At 72.1% G+C, this 21,764-nt stretch carries 17 protein-coding genes and 2 tRNA genes; 5 read left to right on the top strand and 14 right to left on the bottom strand.

The genetic code is table 11. The features are described from left to right. Positions 1-40 precede the first annotated feature (40 nt). From rpmG to ACYVKF_RS06140, 14 genes are all read right to left on the bottom strand, one after another. Positions 41-211: a 50S ribosomal protein L33 gene (rpmG, locus tag ACYVKF_RS06075; protein WP_056915500.1), complete on the bottom strand. Its 171-nt coding sequence runs from the start codon at positions 209-211 to the stop codon at positions 41-43. A gap of 121 nt (positions 212-332) precedes the next feature. Further along, positions 333-406: transfer RNA gene (locus tag ACYVKF_RS06080), tRNA-Met, on the bottom strand. A gap of 33 nt (positions 407-439) precedes the next feature. Continuing rightward, a tRNA-Thr gene (locus ACYVKF_RS06085) sits at positions 440-512 on the bottom strand. A 113-nt stretch (positions 513-625) separates the two neighbouring features. Continuing rightward, the gene (locus tag ACYVKF_RS06090; protein WP_056915501.1) at positions 626-1,831 is read right to left on the bottom strand and encodes an acyl-CoA dehydrogenase family protein; all 1,206 of its coding nucleotides are present in this window, start codon (positions 1,829-1,831) and stop codon (positions 626-628) included. A gap of 24 nt (positions 1,832-1,855) precedes the next feature. Further along, complete coding sequence (gene aroQ, locus ACYVKF_RS06095; protein ID WP_056915502.1) at positions 1,856-2,314, bottom strand: type II 3-dehydroquinate dehydratase; 459 nt, start codon at positions 2,312-2,314, stop codon at positions 1,856-1,858. Between the two features lie 108 nt (positions 2,315-2,422). Continuing rightward, positions 2,423-3,142 carry an SRPBCC family protein gene (locus ACYVKF_RS06100; RefSeq protein ID WP_460965572.1) on the bottom strand — a complete coding sequence of 240 codons (720 nt, stop codon included), beginning with the start codon at positions 3,140-3,142 and terminating at the stop codon, positions 2,423-2,425. 4 nt (positions 3,143-3,146) lie between these two features. Beyond that, complete coding sequence (locus tag ACYVKF_RS06105; RefSeq protein ID WP_056920474.1) at positions 3,147-4,001, bottom strand: FAD binding domain-containing protein; 855 nt, start codon at positions 3,999-4,001, stop codon at positions 3,147-3,149. Continuing rightward, a complete protein-coding gene (locus ACYVKF_RS06110) occupies positions 3,998-6,490 on the bottom strand; it encodes a xanthine dehydrogenase family protein molybdopterin-binding subunit (RefSeq protein WP_056915505.1) in 2,493 nt (830 codons plus the stop codon). Before ACYVKF_RS06110 ends, ACYVKF_RS06105 begins: the two co-directional genes overlap by 4 nt. Then, positions 6,487-6,969, bottom strand: a complete 483-nt coding sequence (locus tag ACYVKF_RS06115; protein WP_056915506.1) for a (2Fe-2S)-binding protein — start codon at positions 6,967-6,969, stop codon at positions 6,487-6,489. The genes ACYVKF_RS06110 and ACYVKF_RS06115 overlap by 4 nt, the downstream gene beginning before the upstream one ends. A gap of 88 nt (positions 6,970-7,057) precedes the next feature. Beyond that, the gene (locus ACYVKF_RS06120; RefSeq protein WP_056915507.1) at positions 7,058-8,260 is read right to left on the bottom strand and encodes an XdhC family protein; all 1,203 of its coding nucleotides are present in this window, start codon (positions 8,258-8,260) and stop codon (positions 7,058-7,060) included. Then, positions 8,253-9,374, bottom strand: coding sequence for a vWA domain-containing protein (locus tag ACYVKF_RS06125; RefSeq protein WP_460965575.1), 1,122 nt, complete (start codon positions 9,372-9,374; stop codon positions 8,253-8,255). The genes ACYVKF_RS06120 and ACYVKF_RS06125 overlap by 8 nt, the downstream gene beginning before the upstream one ends. Then, entirely contained in the window at positions 9,371-10,264 is an 894-nt protein-coding gene (locus ACYVKF_RS06130) for an AAA family ATPase (protein ID WP_460965577.1), read from the bottom strand. The genes ACYVKF_RS06125 and ACYVKF_RS06130 overlap by 4 nt, the downstream gene beginning before the upstream one ends. Positions 10,265-10,396: 132 nt before the next feature. After that, entirely contained in the window at positions 10,397-11,005 is a 609-nt protein-coding gene (locus tag ACYVKF_RS06135) for a nucleotidyltransferase family protein (protein WP_460965579.1), read from the bottom strand. A 2-nt stretch (positions 11,006-11,007) separates the two neighbouring features. Further along, positions 11,008-16,521 (bottom strand): ATP-binding protein, encoded by a 5,514-nt coding sequence (locus ACYVKF_RS06140; protein ID WP_460965581.1) that lies wholly within the window; start codon positions 16,519-16,521, stop codon positions 11,008-11,010. A 211-nt stretch (positions 16,522-16,732) separates the two neighbouring features. Between ACYVKF_RS06140 and ACYVKF_RS06145 the strand changes: the two genes are divergently transcribed. The 5 genes from ACYVKF_RS06145 (at position 16,733) to paaB (ending at position 21,760) form a co-directional block, all read left to right on the top strand. Next, entirely contained in the window at positions 16,733-18,145 is a 1,413-nt protein-coding gene (locus ACYVKF_RS06145) for a cryptochrome/photolyase family protein (RefSeq protein ID WP_460965583.1), read from the top strand. After that, positions 18,142-18,864, top strand: a complete 723-nt coding sequence (locus ACYVKF_RS06150; RefSeq protein ID WP_056915512.1) for a CPBP family intramembrane glutamic endopeptidase — start codon at positions 18,142-18,144, stop codon at positions 18,862-18,864. Before ACYVKF_RS06145 ends, ACYVKF_RS06150 begins: the two co-directional genes overlap by 4 nt. Positions 18,865-18,867: 3 nt before the next feature. Continuing rightward, positions 18,868-20,289: a tryptophan-rich sensory protein gene (locus tag ACYVKF_RS06155; protein WP_460965585.1), complete on the top strand. Its 1,422-nt coding sequence runs from the start codon at positions 18,868-18,870 to the stop codon at positions 20,287-20,289. Between the two features lie 218 nt (positions 20,290-20,507). Continuing rightward, positions 20,508-21,470, top strand: a complete 963-nt coding sequence (paaA, locus tag ACYVKF_RS06160; RefSeq protein WP_460965587.1) for a 1,2-phenylacetyl-CoA epoxidase subunit PaaA — start codon at positions 20,508-20,510, stop codon at positions 21,468-21,470. Beyond that, positions 21,467-21,760, top strand: coding sequence for a 1,2-phenylacetyl-CoA epoxidase subunit PaaB (paaB, locus tag ACYVKF_RS06165; RefSeq protein WP_056915515.1), 294 nt, complete (start codon positions 21,467-21,469; stop codon positions 21,758-21,760). The genes paaA and paaB overlap by 4 nt, the downstream gene beginning before the upstream one ends. The last annotated feature ends 4 nt before the right edge of the window (positions 21,761-21,764 follow it).

The following is a 21,764-nucleotide window of genomic DNA, read 5'->3' on the forward strand; positions in this document are numbered from 1 at the left end:
CGGGGACTGTAGTCCGGGGCGGCTGTCGAAACGCGTCAGGTCAGCGGGTCTCGCGGTGGACCGTGTGCTTCTTGTCGCGGGGGCAGAACTTCTTCATCTCGAGACGGTCGGGGTTGTTCCGACGGTTCTTCTTGGTGATGTAGTTGCGCTCCTTGCAATCCACGCACGCCAAGGTGATCTTGGGGCGGACGTCTGCGCTCTTGCTAGCCACGGGGCAACCTGCTCTCGGAACTGACGGTGGTGAAGTCTGGACGCCGCGCGCGACATCCAACGACATCGGGCAGCGACACATCAGGCTACGCGAATTCAGGCTGATCCTGAAATCGCGGTTGTAGCGGGAGCGGGGCTCGATCCCGCGACCTCACGATTATGAGTCGTGCGCTCTAACCAGCTGAGCTACCCCGCCATGGGGTGCAGCACCTCGCGATGCCTCTCCCAGAGCCCCCTGTCGGAATCGAACCGACGACCTTTTCCTTACCATGGAAACGCTCTGCCGACTGAGCTAAGGGGGCCTGCACACCGGGGCTCTGGGAGCCGCGCGGAAGTGCGACGGTGAGACTACACGCTCCGGTGCCCGGACCGAAAATCGAGGGTCCGGAGGGCGTATGGCGTGTGGTTCGGGCCCCTACCGGAAGGCCTGTTCGCCCGTCATCGCCTGCCCCACCACGAGGGTGTGCATCTCCACCGTGCCCTCGTAGGTGAGCACCGACTCGAGGTTGTTCATGTGCCGGATCACGGGGTACTCGAGGCTGATCCCGTTGGCCCCGAGGATGGTTCGCGAGGTGCGGCAGATGTCGAGCGCCTCGCGGATGTTGTTGAGCTTGCCGAGGCTGACCTGCTCCGGACGCAGGGTGCCCGCGTCCTTGCGCCGACCGAGGTGCAGCGCGAGGAGCTGGCCCTTGACAAGCTCGAGCGCCATGTCGGCGAGCTTCTGCTGGGTGAGCTGGAACGCGGCGAGGGGCCGCCCGAACTGCTCGCGCTCCATCGAGTAGCGCCGGGCGGTGTCGAGGCTGGACCTGGCCGCCCCGAGGGAGCCCCACACGATGCCGTAGCGCGCCTCGGAGAGGCACGACAGCGGGCCCTTGAGCCCACGGGCCTCGGGGAAGACCGCGTCCGCGGGGAGCCGGACCCCGTCGAGGACCAGCTCGCTGGTGACCGACGCCCGCAGGCTCATCTTGTGCTTGATCTGCGGCGCCGAGAAGCCGGGGCTGTCGGTGGGGACGACGAAGCCCCGGATGGTGCTGGCGCCGTCGCCCTGCTCGTCGACCTGCGCCCACACGACGGCGACGTCGGCGACCGAGCCGTTGGTGATCCACATCTTGGAGCCGTCGAGCACCCAGTCGTCGCCGTCGCGGCGGGCGCGCGTGCGCATCGACGCGGGGTCGCTGCCGTGGTCGGGTTCGGTGAGGCCGAAGCAGCCGATCGCCTCGCCCGTCGCCATGGCGGGCAGCCACTGCTGCTTCTGCTCCTCGCTCCCCCACCGGTGGATGGCGAACATCGCCAGGGAGCCCTGCACGGAGACCAGGCTGCGGACACCGGAGTCGGTCGCCTCGAGCTCGAGGCAGGCCAGCCCGTAGTCGACGGCGCTCATGCCGGCGCAGCCGTACCCCTCGAGGTGCATGCCCAGCAGCCCGAGGGCCCCGAGCTCCTTGGTCAGGCCGCGGAGGTCGTCGACCTCACCCCGCTCGAACCAGTCCGCGACGTACGGCTCGACGCGCTGGTCGAGGAAGGTGCGGACCGTGCTGCGCACGGCCTTCTCCTCGTCGCTGAGCAGGTCGTCGATCCCGGCGAGGTCCATCGGGTCGAGCGGGCGGCGGGTCGAGGAGGCCATGGCCCCATCCTGCCCCTCCGAGCCTCAGTCGCGCGCCTGCACGAGCTCGGCGATCCGCGTGACGGCGAACGCGTAGCCGCTCGGGCCGCACCCCACGATGACGCCGGACGCGATGGCCGACAGGTACGAGTGGTGCCTGAACTCCTCGCGCGCGTGCACGTTCGACAGGTGCACCTCGATGACCGGTCCGCTCACCGTCGCGAGCGCGTCGCGCAGCGCGATAGAGGTGTGCGTCAGCGCGCCGGCGTTGACCACGAACCCGGCGGCGCTCGCCCGCGTCTCCTGGATCGCGTCGACGAGCACGCCCTCGTGGTTGCTCTGCCGGAAGTCCACGGCGAGACCGGCCGCCCCCGCGACCTCACGGCACAGGGCCTCGATGTCGGCCAGGGTGTCGTGGCCGTAGACCTCGGGCTCACGTTCGCCGAGCAGGTTGAGGTTCGGTCCGTTGAGGACGACGACGGTGGGCTCGTTCGTGCCGGTCATACCGCTCATGCGGCCCAGCGTAGGTGAGCAGGCGCCATACCCACGGGGGCCACGCGCAGGGGCCCCACCCGAGCGGGTGGAGCCCCTGCGGTCGTGCGTATGGCGCGGTCAGCCCTTGCGGCGCCGCCGCAGGACCAGCCCGATCCCGGCCAGCAGGGCGACGAGTCCGGCCGCGATCTGCTTCGCGTAGGACTTGAGCACCACGGGGAGCACGGCCGTGCCCAGGTCGAGCGCCTCCGCCTCCCGCGCCGGCGTGGGGGTCCGGGCGGCTGCTGCGGCCGTCGGCACCGGCGTCGGGCTCCCGGCGCCGGGAGCCGCGGTCGCCACCCCACCGTCGGCCGGCGCCGCAGCACCCGCGGACGGGCCCACCTCGGGCTCGGCCGGCGCGCCGACCTTGCCCTCGATGCACGCGACGAACTGGCCGAGCAGCTTGTCGGACACGTCCTGCATGACCCCACGGCCGAACTGCGCCGGCTTCCCGGTGACGTTGAGGTCGGTCTGGACGTCGGCCCTGGTGTTGCCGTCGCCTGCGTCGGTCAGCTGGATCGTCACGGTCGCACCGGCGGTGCCGTTGCCCCGCTTGTCCTTGCCCTTGGCCTCGATGACGGCGCGGTGGGCCGCGTCGTCACGCTCGATGAACGAGCCGGAACCGGAGTAGACCAGTGCGATCGGTCCGAGCTTGACCTTGACCGTGCCGGAGAACCCGGCGTCGGTCACCTCGGTGACGGTGGCGCCCGGGAAGCAGCTCCCGACCTCCTGCAGGTCCATGAACGTGGACCACGTCTCGTCGACCGACGCGGGCACCGTGAAGGTGTGGCTCAGCTCCACGGGCTCACCCGCCTGCCGCGGCGAGGACCGCGCGCCGGGTGAGGACGGTGGCCAGGTGCTTGCGGTAGTCCGCGTCGCCGTTGAGGTCCGACGGCGGGTTGGTGCCGTCGGCGGCTGCCGCGCAGGCCTCCCGGACCGCGTCGTCGGTCGCCGCCCTGCCGACCAGGGCCTGCTCCACCGCGGTCGCCCGCAGCGGGGTCGAGCCCATGTTCGTCAGCCCGATCCTGGCCTCGGCGATGGTGCCGCCCTCGACGCGGACGGTCGCCGCGACGGCGACGATCGACCACTGGTGGGCGACCCGGACGAACTTCTCGTACCGGCTCCCCCAGCCCGTGTGCTTCGGGATGCGGATCGAGGTGAGCAGCTCGCCCTCGCCGACGGCCGTCTCGAAGAGGTCGACGAAGAAGTCGGCGGCCGCGACCGTGCGGTCACCACCGGGTCCGGTGATGACGAACTCGGTGTCGAGCGCGAGCGCGGGTGCGCCCACGTCGCCCGCGGGGTCGGCGTGGACCAGGGCCCCGCCCACCGTGCCGCGGTGCCGGATCTGGGGATCGGCCACCTCGGTGATGGCATCGGTGAGCACCCCCGCGTGCTGGCGGACGAGGTCGCTCGCCAGCACGTCGGCATACGTGGTCATCGCACCGATCACGACGTGGTCGCCCTCGTCGCGGATGCCTCGCAGCTCCTCGATCCGACCGAGGTCGATGATCTTCTCGGGGGCGTTGAGCCGCATCCGCAGGATGGGGAGCAGGCTCTGCCCACCGCCCATCACCTTGGCGTCGTCACCCGCCTCGGCGAGCGCGCTGAGCGCGTCCGCCACGGACGTGGGCGCGAGGTAGTCGAACTGTGCGGGGATCACTGGCCCGCTCCTTCCGCGGAGGCGCTGCTACTGGGGTCCGGCGGGGCCTGGTTGGGAGCACCCTCGTCGAAGTGCGGCTGGGCACTCCCCGTCGTCGGGTCGGCCTGGGTGCTGCCGGCGGACTGGATCGCCCGCCAGACCCGCTCGGGGGTGCACGGCATCTGGATGTCGTTGATCCCCAACGGGCGGACGGCGTCGACGATGGAGTTGACGACCGCCGGCGTGGACGCGATGCACCCCGCCTCGCCGACGCCCTTGGCGCCGAGGTCGTTCGACGTGGACGGCGAGACCGTGTTGTCGGTGACGAACGAGATCGTGTCGGCCGACGTGGGCAGCGTGTAGTCGACGAACGAGCCGGACACGAGCGTGCCCTGGTCGTCGTAGACCGCCTCCTCCCACAGCGCCTGGGCGATGCCCTGGACGATGCCACCGTGCATCTGCCCCTCGACGATGAGGGGGTTGATGATGTTGCCGATGTCGTCCACGCAGACGTAGCTGCGGATCTTCACCGCGCCCGTCTCCGTGTCGACCTCGGTGGCGCACAGGTGCGTGCCGTGGGGGAAGGAGAAGTTCGACGGGTCGAACGTCGCCTCGGCGTCGAGCGTGGGCTCGGTGCCCTCGGGGAGGTCGTGGCCGGTGAACGCGGCCCACACCACCTCGGCCATCGCCTTGCCGTTGTCGGTGCCCTTGACCTTGAAGGTGCCGGCGCTGAACTCGATGTCGTCGACCGACGCCTCGAGCATGTGCGCGGCGATCGGCTTGGCCTTCTCGATCACCCGGTCGGCCGCCATGACGAGCGCCTGGCCCCCGACGACGAGCGAGCGGGAGCCGTACGTGTCCAGACCACGCGGCGCCACCTGGGTGTCACCGTGCAGCACCTCGATGTCGTCGAACGGGATCCCGAGCCGGTCGGCGACGATCTGGCTCCACGCCGTCTCGTGGCCCTGGCCGTGGGCGCTGGACCCGGTGACGACCTCGACCTTGCCGGTGGGCAGCATCCTGACCTCGGCGTGCTCCCAGCCACCTGCGGCGTAGGAGAGGCTGCCGAGCACGCGGGAGGGGGCGAGGCCGCACATCTCGGTGAAGGTCGAGATGCCGATGCCGAGCTGCACCCGGTCCTTGCTGTCACGACGCTGCTGCTGCTCGCGCCGCAGGCCGTCGTAGTCGAACAGCTCCTTCGCGCGGGCCGTGGCCGCCTCGTAGTTGCCGGAGTCGTACTCGAGGCCGCACACCGAGGTGAACGGGAACTCCTCGTGCTTGATCCAGTTCTTCTCGCGGATCTCCATCGGGTCGACCCCGACCTCGGCCGCCAGCTCGTCCATCAGCCGCTCGATGGCGAACGTCGCCTCGGGCCGGCCTGCGCCGCGGTAGGCGTCGGTCCACGTCTTGTTGGTGAAGACGTTGGTGCAGTTGAACTGGTAGGCGGGGAACTTGTAGATCGCGTTGAACATGAACGCACCCAGGATCGGCACACCGCTGGTGACGAGGCCGAGGTAGGCACCCATGTCGGCGAGCAGGTCGACCTTGAGTCCGGTGACCGTGCCGTCCTTGGTGGCCGCCAGGGTGAGGCGCTGCCACTGGTCGCGGCCGTGGTGGGCCGACAGGAGCGACTCGCTGCGGGTCTCGGTGTACTTGCACGGCTTGCCGGTCTTGCGCGCCGCGAGGGTCACGATGACCTCCTCCGGCGTGTACTGCAGCTTGCCGCCGAAGCCCCCACCCACGTCGGGCGCGATGACCCGGACCTTGCTCTCGGGGATGCCGAGCGTCGCGGCGGTGAAGATGCGGACGAAGTGCGGCACCTGCGTCGAGGACCAGATCGTCAGCTGCTCACCCGTGGGGTCGCAGACGAACGACCGCGGCTCCATGAACGCCGGGATGAGGCGCTGCTGGCGGTACTCGCGCTCGATGAGGATTCCACCGTCGCGGGCCGTGGCGATCGCGTCGTCCACAGCCGTGCCCGTGCCGGCGTCGGCCGAGTCGAACTGCCAGAACGCGCTCTTGTTGGTGCCCAGGTCGGGGTGGGCGAGGACCGCGTCCTCGGCCGACTCCTTGAGGTCGAGCGCAGCCGGCAGCTCGTCGTAGTCGACGTCGACGAGCTCGGCGGCGTCGCGGGCTGCCCGGGCCGAGCGCGCCACGATGACGGCGACGATCTCGCCGGCGAACGCCACCCGGTCGACGGCGATGGACGGGTGCGGCGGCGCCTTCTGGTCGGCCGTGATCGGCCAGGCGTTGGGCAGCGAGCCCTGGATGTCCTTGACGTCCTCACCCGTGAGCACGAGCGAGACGCCCGGTGCCGCCTTCGCGGCAGAGGTGTCGATCGCGGTGATCTTCGCGTGCGCGAACGGGCTGCGCACCATGGCGAGGTGCTGCATCCCGGGGAGCTGGATGTTGTCGGTCCACTTGGTGCGTCCCGTGATGAGGCGCTGGTCCTCCTTGCGCTTGCGCGCGGACCCGATCTCGGTCTTCGGGCGGTCGTCGACAGCGGTCATGACTGGGCACCTTCCTTGGCGCCGGAGCCCGCGGCCTCCTGCACCGCCTTGACGATGTTGTGGTAGCCGGTGCAGCGACAGAGGTTGCCCTCGAGCCCGACGCGGATCTGCTCCTCGGAGGGGTCGGGGTTCTCGTTGAGGACGTCGATGGCCTGCATGATCATGCCGGGGGTGCAGTAGCCGCACTGGAGGGCGTGACAGTTGTGGAACGCCTTCTGCATCGGGTGCAGCTCGCCGTCCTGCGCCAGCCCCTCGATGGTCGTGACCTCGTGCCCGTCGGCCTGGACCGCCAGCACGTTGCAGGACTTCACACTGCGCCCGTCGAGGTGCACGGTGCACGCCCCGCAGTTGCTCGTGTCGCAGCCGATGACGGTGCCGGTCTTGCCCAGGCTCTCCCTCAGGTAGTGGACCAGCAACGTGCGCGGCTCCACCTCGTCCTCGTAGCCGACTCCGTCGACCGTGACGTTGATGCGGGTCATCCAACACTCCTTTGTGTTCGAGCTGCACCTGCCGGTGCCTCTTCGGATCCTTGCTGCATTGCCCTGCTCTGACAACCGTCCAACCCGGCTACGTCCCGGCCCCACCCCCTGCGTGGGTGGGGGTGGCCCCAGCGGCCTCGTGCGGCTCGTGCGGGCCCGCTCCGTGGTGGTGGATCGGGCCGTCCCGGTGGGCCAGGCGGTCGCCGCGGCCACCCCACTGGAGGGCGACGATCTCGGCCGCGATGCTCACCGCCGTCTCCTCCGGCGTGCGGGCGCCGAGGTCCAGCCCGATGGGGCTGGAGAGGCGCTCCAGCTCGGCCTCGCTGAGTCCGGCCTCGCGCAGCCGCGCCATCCGGTCCTCGTGCGTGCGGCGCGAGCCCATGGCCCCGATGAACGCCGCCTCCGGGAGGCGCAGCGCGATCTCGAGGACGGGGACGTCGAACTTCGGGTCGTGGGTCAGCACGCAGATGACGGTCCGCGCGTCGAGGCGGCCGGCATCGCGCTCCGCCTCGAGGTAGCGGTGCGGCCACTGGACGACGACCTCGTCGGCAGAGGGGAAGCGGCTGTTCGTGGCGAAGACCGGTCGGGCGTCGACGACCGTCACCTCGTAGCCGAGGAAGTGGCCGACGTGGGCGACGGCCGCGGCGAAGTCGATGGCACCGAAGACGAGCATGCGCGGGCGCGGCGCGAAGGACGACACGAAGACGCGCAGCCCCTCACCGCGGCGCTCGCCGTCGGGCCCGTACGTCAGCGTCTCGGTACGGCCCGCGGCGAGCAGTCCGCGGACGTCGTCGGTGACGGCGTCGTCCGCACGGGCCGAGCCCAGCGAGCCGGAGTCACCGGCGGCGGACCCCTCCGGGCGGACGACGAGGCGACGACCCAGCCAGGCCGGGTCGGGGTGCTCGATGACCGTGGCGACCGCGACCGGGCGCCCCGCCTCCACGTCGTCGGCGACCTCGCCGAGCTCGGGGAAGGACTCGCGGCTCACCGGCTCGACGAAGACGTCGAGGATCCCGCCGCACGTCAGCCCGACGGAGTAGGCGTCGTCGTCGCTGACGCCGTAGCGCTGCAGCACCGGCGTCCCGTCGGCGACGACGGTCGAGGCGAGCTCGTAGACCGCGCCCTCGACGCAGCCGCCGGAGACCGACCCCACCGCTTCACCGCCGGGTCCGACGAGCATCGACGCCCCCGCAGGACGGGGGGCCGACCGCCAGGTCGCCACGACCGTGGAGACACCGATCGTCGCACCCGCACGCCACCACCGGAGCAGCTCGGGCATCACCTCACGCACGGGCCACCACCTCCACCAGCTCCTCGAACGCCGCCATGGAGTGCCCGGCGACGAAGTCGTCGATGTGGGGCAGGGCCGCGACGATGCCCTGCTGCACCGGTTCGTACCCCGTCTTGCCCCGGTGCGGGTTCACCCAGACGACACGGTGCGCGAGCGCCCGCAGCCGGCGCATCTGCTCGCCGAGCGCCTCGGGCGCCTCACGCTCCCAGCCGTCGCTGAAGACCACGACGACGGCGCCGCGGGCCATGCCCCGACGGCCCCAGCGGTCGAGGAAGACCTTGATGCCCTGGGCCAGCCGGGTTCCGCCGGACCAGTCGGGGACGGCGTTGCCACAGGCCACGAGGGCGCGTTCGGGGTCGCGCTGGCGCAGCGGCCGGGTGACGTGGGTCAGCCGGGTGCCGAGCGTGAACACCTCGACGGGCAGACCCGTGGCGGCGTAGGTGTGGGACAGGCGCAGCAGCGCGTCGGCGTAGGGGCTCATCGAGCCGGAGACGTCGACGAGCAGCACGACCCGTCGCGGCCGGGTGCCGCGCCGTCGCCAGGCGATCGGCCCGGGCTCGCCCATCCGTCGCAGCTGGTCGCGCAGGGTGCGCCGGGCATCGACCACCCCTCGGGCCGCGGGCGTCGGCCGGTGCGCCCGGCGGCGCGGGGCGCGCGGCCGCAGTGCGGCGAACAGGGCCGCGAGGCGGGCGCGTTCGGCGCTGCCGAGCGTCGCGATGTCGCGGTGCCGCAGCACCTCGGTCGCGCTCGCCTGCGCGTGAACGGCGTCCTCCTCCTGCTCCTGGGTCTCCCCCGAGCCCTGGTCTCCCTCGAGCGGCGCCATGGTGAGGGTCGGCGAGGTCTCCTGCCGGGGCCGGGTGCCGGCTCGTTCGAGACCGAACCACGCGGCATACACCTGGTCGTAGCGCTCGAGGTCGGCCGGTGACGAGCAGAGCGTCGCCTGCCCGGCCCAGTAGACCCCTGAGGGGTCCATGAGCCCGACCGCGGCCACCGCCTCGAGGTAGGTGCGTTCGCGGTCGGCGGTCACGGCCACGCCCGAGGCCCGCAGGGCGCGCGCGAACCCGAGCAGGACGGCATCGGGGGCGTGCAGCGTGGCGGCCTCGGGAACGCTCATGACGTGAGGATCCGGTCGAGGGCGGCACGGACCCGCTCGGAGTCCTCGCGGTACTTCACGGCGACGCCCAGCGTGGCCGAGGCCGTCTCGAGGTCGAGGCTGGTGCTGCCGAGCTCGTGCAGGGCCCGGGCCCAGTCGAGCGTCTCGGCGACCCCTGGCGGCTTGATCAGGTCGTGGTCCTGGCGCAGCGTCTGGACCGCTGAGACCACTTGTGCCGCAAGGGTTTCGGAGACCTCGGGTGCCCGGCTCCGGACGATCTCGAGCTCCCGGGCCAGACCGGGGTGGTCGATCCAGTGGTAGAGGCACCGACGCTTGAGGGCGTCGTGCAGCTCGCGGGTCCGGTTGGACGTCAGGATGACGACCGGGGGCGTGGCGGCGGTCACCGTCCCGAGCTCGGGGATCGTCACCTGCCAGGTCGAGAGCACCTCGAGCAGGAACGCCTCGAACTCGTCGTCGGCCCGGTCGATCTCGTCCACGAGGAGCACGGCCGGCGACTCACGCAGGGCCCGGAGCACCGGCCGCGCGAGCAGGAACCGCTGGTCGAACAGCTGGTCCTCGACCTGCGCGACGTCGCGCGCCTGGTCGGCGGCGACGGCCTCGACGGCCCGCAGGTGCAGGATCTGGCGCGGGAAGTCCCAGTCGTACAGGGCCTGGGTCGCGTCGATCCCCTCGTAGCACTGCAGCCGGATCAGCGGCAGGTCGAGCGTCTCGGCGAGGGCCTCCGCGAGCGCGGTCTTGCCGGTGCCGGGCTCCCCCTCGAGCAGCAGTGGACGCTGCAGGCGCAGGGCGAGCCACGCAACCGTGGCGAGAGAGGCGTCAGCGAGGTACCCGGTCCCACCGAGGCCACCTGTCAGCTCCCCGGCCGACGCAAAGGCCTCCCGTGGCTCCATGTGCCGATCATCACCCACGTGGGCCCGATCCGAAAGGGGAACGCAGATGTGTGAACGACGAGAGGGGCATTCGCCGCGGTCAGCGGTGTGCGAGCCGGACGCACCATCCGCGGGCTGGACATCGGCGCGGTCTCAGACGAGGTCGGCCGGGGTGTCCGCGTCGCGACCCGTGGCGAGGTCACCGCACTCGACGACGAGGTGCGGGTGGCGGGCGAGGTGGTCGCGCGCCCCCTTGTCGCCGGTGGCCGAGGTGAGGACCTCGTCCCAGTGGTCCCTCCCCAGGAGGACTGGGTGCCCGGGCACCCCCGCGTATGCCGCCCGCGCCAGGACCGCGGGCCCCTCACCCGCCGTCTCGGCCAGGAGCCGCACCACCACGGGCGGGCCGACGTCGGGGAGGTCGACGAGCAGGACGAGCGCTGCCTCGGCGTCGGTGTCCAGGCAGGCCCGGAGGCCGGCACGCAGCGAGGCGCTCTGGCCGTCGGCCCAGTCGGTGGCCTCGACGACGACGTCCGCCGGTGCGGTCCCGGCCGTCGCGAGCGGCCGAGCCTCCTCCACGCCCGCGCCGAGGACGACGACCACCGGTCCGCACCCGGACTCCCTGAGCACCCGCAGCCCACGCTCGAGGAAGGTGCCACCCCCGGGATCGGCGACCAGCGCCTTGGGTCGGCCCATCCGCCGCCCTCCCCCGGCCGCGAGGAGCAGCCCCGCCACCTGGCGCGGCTGCTCCCGGGGGACGGTCACCGTCAGCCCTTGAGCCCAGCCTCGATCGCGGCGATGATCCGCGGCCGCAGCTCCTGGGCCGAGATGACGGCGTCGACCGAGCCGACGCTCACGGCGCGGTGGATGCTGTGCACCTTGTCGAACTCCGAGGCCACCTCGCCCAGCTTCTCCGAGCGGACCGCGCTGCGGACCTCGGCGAGCTCGGTCGCCAGCTCGGCCCGGCGGGCCTGGTCGGCCTCGCCCATCGCGGCCTCGAGGTCGCGCACCCGCGGGTTCGATGCCGTACGGGCGTCGACGTCACGGGAGAACACGACGGCTGCCGCCGGCGCACCACCCAGGACGGAGGCGAACGACCCCTCGACGGCGAGCACCGTCATCCGGGGGTTGAGCACCTTCGAGAACACGACGAACGCACCACCGTGGTAGCGCGAGACCACGGTGAAGACGATCGGGCCGTCGAAGTTGACGATGGCGCGGCCGATCTCGGCGCCGTACTCGAGCTGCAGGCTGCGCATCGACTCGGGTGACCCGTCGAAGCCGGACAGGTTGGCCAGGACGACCACCGGGCGGTTGCCGCTGGCGGCGTTGATCGCCCTCGCGACCTTCTTGGACGAACGGGGGAAGAGCGTGCCGGCGGTGTAGGTGTCGGGACCGTCGGTGGGCGGGAACCCGCGGCGGGCCACGGTCTTGGACTCGATCCCCAGCAGGCACACGGGGATCCCACCGAGGTGGGCGTCCTGCACCACCGCGGTCTCGGCGTCGGCCATGCCGGCCCAGCGCTCGAGCGTCTCGTGGTCCTGGTCGGCGACGGCGGCCATGAGGGTCCGGATGTCGAACGGCTTCTTGCGGTCCGGGTTCGTCGCCGAGGAGAAGATGTCGCCGACCGTCGTGAAGCCCGAGTCCGCGAGGGTGTGCGGGAACGTCGTGACGTCGCGGTCGACGGGGTCCGTGGTCTTCGCCCGGCGCGGACCGTCCTCGCCCGGGTGGACGTAGGTGTGGTCGTAGTGGGCCATGAGGACGTCACGGGCACCCGCGAGGTCGGGGGCCCAGTACTGCGCCTGGCCGTTGGGGCCCATGACGCGGTCGTAGCCGCCGATGCCGAAGTTGTCCTCGGCCGAGACGCCGCCGGAGAAGTCCAGCGACTGCTTGCCGGTGAGGACCATCGCGCTGTCCGGCGTCATGACGAGGATGCCCTTGGTGTGCATGAGCATCGTCGCCTCGGCGTTCCAGTAGGGCTGGGCGCCGACGTTGATCCCGGCGACGACGATGTTGATCTCGCCGCCGTCCTGGGTGAACTCGACGATCCGCTTGAGGGCGCGGGCCACCCAGTCCATGTTCTCGGTGCCGGAGTCCATCGAGATGCGGGCACCGGCGGACAGGGCGAACCACTCGACCGGCACCCCCATCTCCTGCGCGAGGTCGAGGGCCGCGATGACCCGCATGCACTCGGCCTCGGCCACGGCGCCGAGCGCCTTGAGCGGGTCTCCGCAGAGCAGCACGCGGGTGATGCCCTCGGGGTAGCGCTCCGTGGGCGTGGTGATGACGCCGGCGATGATGCCGGCCTTGTTGAGGCCGTAGGGGCGGTCGACCGGGACGAGGCTGCCGCGGTCGTCGAGGTCGTACTCCGTGGCGGTCCCACCGTGTCCGGCGATCATCGCCTGCAGCTCGTAGGGGTAGACGACCCCACGGCGGCGGGCGCGGACCACCTTCTGCGCGTAGTCGTCGAGCGGCTTGAGCCGCTCGGTCGGCGGCTCCTCGACGGAGGTGACGACCCCGGACCCCGGCTGGTAGTGGAACCGCGCGGCGAGCGGGGCGCTGGCACCGTCCGGGGTGGCGATGCGGCCCTGGACGAGGACCTCCTCGATCCCGGCGCCGGCGGTCAGCGGCGAGATCTTGGCCTGGAGCGCGGTGAGCTGGTCGAGGTCGGCCTCGATGGGCGGCCAGATGTGCACCCAGACGTGGTTCATGTCGAGGCGGGCCCCGGCTGAGCCGCTCGCGGCGCGCGCCCGGCGGATCGCCTCGAGGCAGTTGGCGATGGCCCGCTCGGCGTGCGGCAGGGCGGTGACCCGGCCGCGCTCGTCGCGGACGACGGCGAGCTGGCGGACCTGGGCCAGCGCGACGAGGCGCTGGTCGGACTCGTTGCCCGGCGCGACGCACCGGTAGAGCAGGACGTCGTCGGGGGCGTCGAGCCGGGTGATGTCGAAGTCGCGCAGCCGCCACAGGTTGAGGCGGCGACCCACCATCGGGTGCACCCCGCGGACGAGGCGGTCCTCGACCATCGCGTCGGCCTCGGGCCGAAACGTGAAGTAGCTGACGGGACGACCGGAGCCGGGGCAGACGGCGACCGCGACCCGGCGCACCTGCTGGGCGAACGGCATGGCGGCCAGCGCGGCACCGAGCCGGGCGGAGGACTCCTCCGGGGAGGACGGCTCGTCGGGCCACGACAGGTAGAGGTCGACCACGGCCTCGTCACCGTCCCCGCGCTGGGCCAGCTGCTCGACGACACCGGCGACGAGGGTGGAGTCCGGCACGAGCTCGTCGACCCGGCCCACCGACGTCACGAGGTGCGTGGGGCGGCCGTCGAGGGAGTAGTCGGCGACGGCGAACGGCCGCGAGTCGACCTGCAGCTCACGCAGCCCGGTGAGGTCGTGCTCGCGGTAGTGGCGCTTGATGAGGACGGCGAGCATCGGCTCGCGGGTGGGGACCCCGTCCTCGAGGCGCTCGGCGAGGAACTGCACGATCTGCTCCGGGATCGCCGCGAGCGCGTCGATGCGAGCCGCCCGCTCGTCCCCACCGGGGACGCCCTCGAGGGCGGCGAGCTCGTCGCGGACGCCGCCGAGGACGGTGGCGCGGTCGGCGTCGACCAGGGGCTGGTCGAACCACCGGAACCGCACGCTCCGGGCGAGGTCACCGATCACCGGGTAGCGCAGCTGGGTGGCGACGACGAGCCGGTCGAGGACGTCGCGGGCGCTGGCGTCCAGCGGCGGCTCGGGTCGCGGCTCGACGATCCAGTGCTGGAGCAGCGCGGTAGCCAGGGCCACCTCGGGGGCCGAGCGCTGCTGGGCCAGGAACACCCGGAACACCGCCTCCTCGAGCTGGGGCGTGCGGTCCAAGCTGTCGAGCCCGTAGTGCCGCAGCACCTGCGAGAGCTTGCTGCGGAACTGCTCGGGCAGCGCTCCACGCTCGACGTCGAGGCTCTGCAGGTAGGTGTGGAAGTGCTCCCGCGGGCTGTGCACGCGGTTCTCGACGTGGTCCTCCTCGCCCGCCGGCCGGTTGCGGCTCAGCTCGGCGAAGTCGGCGAACACCTCGAGCACGGCGACCTCGTCGCCGATCTGGGGGTGCCCCGACGCCACGAGCTCGTCGCGGGCCTCGAGGTAGGACCGCAGGGTGCTCCCGCCGTCACGCGGGTCGACGTCGTAGCCGAGCAGCATGGCGCACAGCGAGGCCCGCGAACGCTCGATGACCTCCTGCGCCCCCGCACCGCTGTGGTCGAGCTCGGGCAGGTCGAGGTCGACGACGTTCTCGGGGGCCGCCTCGGCGACGTCGTCCGGGTCACCGAGCGGCTCCAGGCGCACCATCGGCGCGCCCGTCTCGACCTGGCTGCCGGTGGAGACGAGCAGCTCCTTGACGCGGGCCGCGAACGGCGCCGGGAGCACGGTCTCCATCTTCATCGACTCGAGCACGAGGACCGGGGCTCCCGCCGCGACCTCGCTGCCGACGGGGGCCGGGGTCGCGACCACGAGCGCGGGTGCCGGCGAACGCAGGACGCCGCCCTCGTCACGGCTCACGCGGTGGGTCACGCCGTCGACCTCGACGAGCTGGACCGGTCCGTGCGTGGCCGTGATGAGGCGGTGGGTCCGACCGCCGGTGGTGAGCCGGCTGGTGTACTCGTCGAGGCGGTCGAGCTCGGCGTCCACGGTCTGCTCGGTGACACCGTTGGCCACCGTGGCACGGAACAGGTGCGGCCCGATGCGCCAGACCGTGACCTTGTATGCCGTGCCGCGCAGCTTCAGGTCGATGGCCCGGCCCGTGCGGTGCTGGACCTGGGGGCGTCCCCCTCGCGAGGTCTCCAGCAGGCGGGTGCGCTCGACACCCTCCTCGTCCTCGTAGGCCTCGATGCCGGCCGCCACCAGGGCGATGCCGGAGTGCCGGTGCGAGACGAGGCGGCCCTCGCCGCGGACGCGGTCGATCCAGCCGGTGTCGGCGCTGCCGTCGATGACCTCGGGCTGGTCGAGCAGGTCGAGGATGAAGCTCTTGTTGGTGGAGCCGCCCTCGATGACCACGGTGGTCTCGGACATGGCGCGACGCAGCCGCGCGAGCGCCTCGTCCCGGTCGCTGCCGACGGCGATGATCTTGGCGATCATCGAGTCGAAGTCGGCCGGGATCGAGTCGCCCTCGCCGACACCGGTGTCGACCCGGATGCCGGGGCCCGACGGCAGGTTCAGCAGCGCGATGCGGCCCGGGGAGGGCGCGAAGTCACGGTCGGGGTCCTCGGCGTTGAGCCTGGCCTCGACGGCGTGGCCCTCCTCGACCGGGCGCTCCCCCTCGGTCCGGCCACCGCCGGCGACGTGGATCTGCAGCTTGACGAGGTCGGTGCCGGTCGTCGACTCGGTGATGGGGTGCTCGACCTGGAGCCGGGTGTTCACCTCGAGGAAGGCGAAGAACTTGTCGCCCGGGTGGTAGAGGAACTCCACGGTGCCGGCGCCGGCATACCCGACGGCGATCGCGAGCCGCTCGGCACTGGCCTTGACCTCGGCGACCTGCTCGGGACCGAGCACGGGCGAGGCGGACTCCTCGATGACCTTCTGGTTGCGGCGCTGGACCGAGCAGTCGCGGACGCCGATGGCCCACGCCGTGCCCTGGCCGTCGGCGATGACCTGGACCTCGACGTGCCGGGCACCGGTGACCAGGCGCTCCAGGAAGACGACACCGGAGCCGAACGCACGCTGCGCCTCGTCCCGGGTCCGCTCGTAGGCGTCGGTGAGGTCGGCGTCGGAGGCGACCATGCGGATGCCCCGGCCACCACCACCCGCGGTGGCCTTGAGCATGAGGGGGTAGCCGATCCTCGCCGCCGCCGCCTTGGCGTCCTCGAGGGTGTCGACGCCGCCGCCGCTCCAGGGGGCGACGGGCACACCGACCTCCTCGGCGATGAGCTTGGAGCCGATCTTGTCGCCGAGCTTGCGCATCGCCTCCGGGCTCGGTCCGATGAAGGTCACGCCGATGCGGGCGCACAGCTCGGCGAAGTTCGGGTCCTCGGCCACGAAGCCCCAGCCGACCCAGGCGGCGTCGGCGCCGGTCTCGCGCAGCGCCTTCTCCAGCACCGCGTAGTCGAGGTAGGGCCGGTTGGCCGCCGGGCCGAGGTTGTAGGCGACATCGGACTCGCGCACGAACATCGCGCGCTTCTCCCCCTCGGTGTGGAGGGCGACGGTCTCGATGCGGTGCCCGTCGGCCCCCGCCTGCGCGTTGAGGTCGCGCACGGCGTGGATGAGCCGCATCGCGGCCTCTCCCCGGTTGACGATGGCGATGCGCGAGAACATCGAGTGGGCCTCCCAGCACGGACGGACGACGGCTGGCGGCGCAGACCGCACGCCGCCGAGCCCCGAGCCTGCCACCGATCGTCGGTGACTCGCGAGTAATGCCCGGTCCGACCTGCGCGCGTCGACCTGCGCGGGTCCGGTCGACGGGAGGTCCGACCGGTGGCGGCCCTCGCCGCGGCATGCCCGTGCGACCCGACCTAGGGTTGAGGACATGTCCCGCGCAGCCGCTGTCCTCTGGCTCCGCCGCGACCTGCGCCGGGGCGACCTCCCTGCCCTGGGAGCCGCGGCCGCTGCCGCCGACGGTGCCTCCGTGCTCGTGCTGTTCGTCCTGGACCCCAAGCTCTGGGAGGGCGCCGGACCGGTGCGTCGGGCCTGGCTCGCCGCGACGCTCGAGGCAGCCCGTGAGGCCTACGACGGCCGCCTGTGCCTACGGGTCGGCGACCCCGCGGAGGTCGTGCCGGCTGTCGTCGAGGAGGTGGGCGCGCGGTCGGTCCACGTCTCCCGGGAGACGACCCCTGCGGGCGTCCGTCGCGACCGGGCGGTCTCCGCGTCCCTCGCCGCCTCAGGCGTCGACTGGGTCGAGACCGGCACCCCGTATGCCGTGGGGCCGGGTTCGATCGTCAACGGCAGCGGCGACCCGTACAAGGTCTTCACCCCGTTCAGCCGCGCCTGGCGCGACAAGGGCTGGCCCGCGCCGGCGACCGAGCCGACCGGGCTCACCCTCGCCCGGGTCGCCTCCGACGACGACGGCTGGAGGACCATCCGGTCCGCTGCGTCGGCAGACGGGCTGCCCGACCTGCCGGCCGCCGGCGAGGGAGCCGCCCTCGCGCGGTGGCGCGAGTTCCTCGACGACGCGCTCACGGCATACAAGGACGACCGCGACCGGGCCGACCGGCCCGGGACCTCGCGGCTGTCCCCCTACCTCAAGATCGGGGCCGTGCACCCGCGCACCCTGCTCGCCGAGCTCGAGGGCCGGACCGGGCAGGGGGCGCAGACGTTCGCGACGGAGCTGTGCTGGCGCGAGTTCTACGCCGACGTCCTCTGGCACCACCCGAGGTCGGCGTGGCACGACCTGCGACCGGCGCTGTCGGGGATGACCTACGAGGACAACCAGGACCTGGTCGCGGCGTGGAAGGAGGGCCGCACCGGCTACCCCGTCGTCGATGCCGCGATGCGCCAGCTGCTCACCGAGGGCTGGATGCACAACCGGATGCGGATGGTCACGGCGAGCTTCCTCACCAAGGACCTGCACGTCTGGTGGCCGGTCGGCGCACGGCACTTCCTCGACCACCTGCTCGACGGCGACATCGCCTCGAACAACCACGGCTGGCAGTGGGTCGCGGGCACCGGCACCGACGCGTCCCCGTACTTCCGCGTCTTCAACCCGATCACCCAGGGGCAGCGGTTCGACCCGCAGGGTGACTACGTCCGCCGGTACGTCCCCGAGCTCGCGCACGTCCCCGGCAAGGCGGTGCACGAGCCGTGGAAGCACGACGAGGGATACGCCCACGGGTACCCGGAGCCGGTCGTCGACCACGCCGAGGAGCGACGTGAGGCGCTGCGGCGGTACGAGGCGGCGCGGGGTGCGCAGTCCTCGGGGTCCGGCGGGCGGGGCTCGGCGTGATCAACCCCGCGAGCGAGGTGCGCTCGTTCGTCAGGGCGGCCCTGGTCACCCCGGTGCCCCGCGACCACACCGAGTCCGACGCAGCCTTCCGCCGCCGACGCGTCGTGGCCGTGGTCACGCTGCTCGTCGGCACGGCGGTCCTCACCCTCGCCCTGCGGATCGCGCCCGGCGACCCGGCGTTCTACGCGGCCACCGTCGGGCTCGCGCTGGTCTGGACCGTCGGGGCCTTCGCGTCCGGGCCCCTGCACCTGGGGCGGGCACGCACGCGCTCCGGTGGTGACGCCCGGCCGATCGTCCAGTCGCTCGCCCTCGGCGCCCTGCTCCTGGCGGTCTTCCTGCTCGGTGGGCTCGTCATCGCCCGGATCCCGCTGCTCCGCGACCCGGTGACCAACCTGCTCGACCACGCCCGCCTCGGCTCGCTGCCCGTCGTCGCGCTCATCACCGCCGTCAACGGCGTCTCCGAGGAGCTCTACTTCCGCGGCGCCCTCTACTCGGCCATCGGCCGCCGCCACGCGGTGCTCGTCACCACCGTGGTCTACGCCCTGACCACCGTGGGATCCGGCATCCCGCTGCTCGTCCTCGCTGCCGCCCTGCTCGGACTGCTGACCGGCCTGCAGCGCCGCGTCACCGGCGGCATCCTCGGCCCGGTCATCACGCACCTCACGTGGTCGCTCGGGATGCTCTTCCTCCTGCCCACCGTCCTCTCGTCCGGAAGCTGACCCATGTCCCCCACGTCCTCGTCCTCCACCCGCCGGGTGCTGGTCACCGGTGCCACCGGCTACGTCGGGGGCGCACTCGTCCCGGTCCTGCTCGACCGCGGCTGGACGGTGCGTGTCCTCACCCGCAGCCGCCGCGGCCTCGAGGGCCACGACTGGGCCGAACGCGTGGAGGTCGTCGAGGGGAACGCCAGCTCCCCCGAGGACTGCCGCCGCGCGCTCGAGGACGTCGAGGTCGCCTACTACCTGCTGCACTCGATGGACGGCAAGGGCGACTTCATGCAGCGCGACCGGGAGATGGCCCACACCTTCTCCAGCGCCGCGAAGGACCGTGGCGTGGGCCGGATCGTCTACCTCAGCGGCCTGCACCCCGAGGGGCGGCTCTCGGACCACCTCGCGTCGCGGGTCGAGGTCGGCGACATCTTCCTGGAGGGGCCGGTCCCCGCGACCGTGCTCCAGGCCGGGATCGTCCTCGGCGACGGCTCGGCGTCGTTCGACATGCTGCGCCACCTCACCGAGCGCCTCCCGGCGGTCGTCGCGCCGCGGTGGCTGCGCAACCGGATCCAGCCGGTGGCGGTCGACGACGTCATGCACTACCTCGCCGGCTCCGCGGACATGGGTCCGGAGGTCAACCGGACGTTCGACATCGGTGGCCCCGAGGTCCTCACCTACGCCGAGATGATGCAGCGCTACGCCGAGATCGTCGGGCTGGGTCGCCGCTTCATCACGACGGTCCCGGTCCTCACGCCCAAGCTCGCGGGGCTGTGGATCGACATCGTCACCCCGATCTCCCGCGGCATCGGCCGCCCCCTCATCGGCAGCCTCGTCCACGAGGCGGTCTGCGACGAGCAGGACATCCTCGACGTCACCGGCCCGCCGCCCGGGGGTCGCACCGGGTTCGACGACGCGATCCGGGCGGCCAACCGCGGCATCGACCCCTTCCGCTGGCGCCGCACCCTGGCGCGCACCAGCGCGATGGTCGGAGCGGCAGCCGTCACCGGCTCCCTGCTCACCGACCCCACGTCGCGCTGGTACCGCAGGCTCGACAAGCCCTCGTGGGAGCCCCCGCCCGCGGCCTTCCCAGTCGTCTGGACCGGCCTGTACGCCGACGTCGCCCTCGTCAGCGCGGTCTCCTCCTCCTGGCTCGCCGAGGCGGGCCGGGAGAAGGAGGCCCAGGAGCTCGAGCAGGCCCTCGCGCTCAACATGGCCCTCAACACCGCCTGGACCGGACTGTTCTTCCGCGCGAAGCGGCCCTGGCTCGCGACCGCCGAGTGCGCGGTGCTCACCGCCTCCTCCGCCGATCTCGCCCGGCGGGCCGGTGCCGCGGGTCGTGGCAAGGCCGTGGCCATCGGGGCGTATGCCGCGTGGTGCGGCTTCGCGACCGTGCTGTCGGGCACGATCGCCCACCGCAACCGCCGTCGCCGCTGAGCTCGCTGAGCCGGAACTGTCGGTATCGCGCGGACATGACGACAGTTCGCGCTCACTGAGCGAGCCGGTGCAGGGCTGGTGCGGGGCTGGTGCAGGGCTGGGAGCTGGCTGCGCGGCGGCATACGGTGGTTGCCCGGGCGGTGGGCATCTGCGAAACTGTTACCGACCGTTCGGTCAGTAATTGACTGCCCCGGCGCCCCCGACCTCGTGGAGGACCCATGACCGACACCGCCACCGACCCGCTCCAGGCCGGTTTCGACACGACCATCGGGCACGGCGACCGGATCGAGCCGCGCGACTGGATGCCGGACGGGTACCGCAGGACGCTGGTGCGCCAGATCGCCCAGCACGCGCACTCCGAGATCATCGGCATGCAGCCCGAGGGTGCCTGGATCGGCCGCGCCCCGTCGTTGCGGCGCAAGGCGATCCTGCTCGCCAAGGTGCAGGACGAGGCCGGTCACGGGCTCTACCTCTACTCCGCCTGCGAGACCCTCGGGGTCAGCCGCGGCGAGCTCACCGAGAAGCTCATCTCGGGGGCGCAGAAGTACTCCTCGATCTTCAACTACCCGACGCTGTCCTACGCCGACGTGGGCACCATCGGCTGGCTCGTCGACGGGGCCGCGATCTGCAACCAGGTGCCGCTCTGCCGGACCTCGTTCGGTCCCTACGGCCGCGCCATGATCCGCATCTGCAAGGAGGAGTCCTTCCACCAGCGGCAGGGCTACGAGCTGCTCATGACGATGATGCGGGGCACCGAGGAGCAGCGGGCCATGGTGCAGGAGTCGGTCAACCGGTTCTGGTGGCCGGCACTGATGATGTTCGGGCCGCCCGACGACGAGTCGCCGAACTCGGCGCAGTCGATGGCGTGGGGCATCAAGCGCAACAGCAACGACGACCTGCGCCAGCGGTTCGTCGACATGTCGGTGCCGCAGGCCCAGGCGCTCGGGGTGACCTTCCCCGACCCGGAGCTGCGCTGGAACGCCGAGCGCGGGCACCACGACTTCGGCCAGCCCGACTGGGACGAGTTCATGCAGGTGGTCAAGGGCAACGGCCCGTGCAACACCCAGCGGATCGCCCACCGCCGCAAGGCCCACGAGGAGGGTGCGTGGGTGCGCGAGGCTGCGACGGCGTATGCCGCCCAGCAGGCTGCCGCGGCGCACGGCCAGGAGGGTCCGGCATGAGCGAGGTCAGGGCGGAGTGGCCGCTCTACGAGGTGTTCGTGCGCGGCAAGCGCGGGCTCAACCACGTCCACGTGGGCTCGCTGCACGCGGCCGACGACGACATGGCGCTGCGGCACGCACGCGACGTCTACACGCGACGCAACGAGGGCGTGAGCATCTGGGTGGTGCAGTCCAAGGACATCGCCGCGTCGAGCCCGGACGAGAAGGACCCGATGTTCGCCCCGAGCAACGACAAGGTCTACCGGCACCCGACGTTCTACGAGATCCCCGACAACGTCCCCCACATGTGAGGCA

The sequence above is a fragment of the Pedococcus soli genome (genome assembly GCF_054782575.1).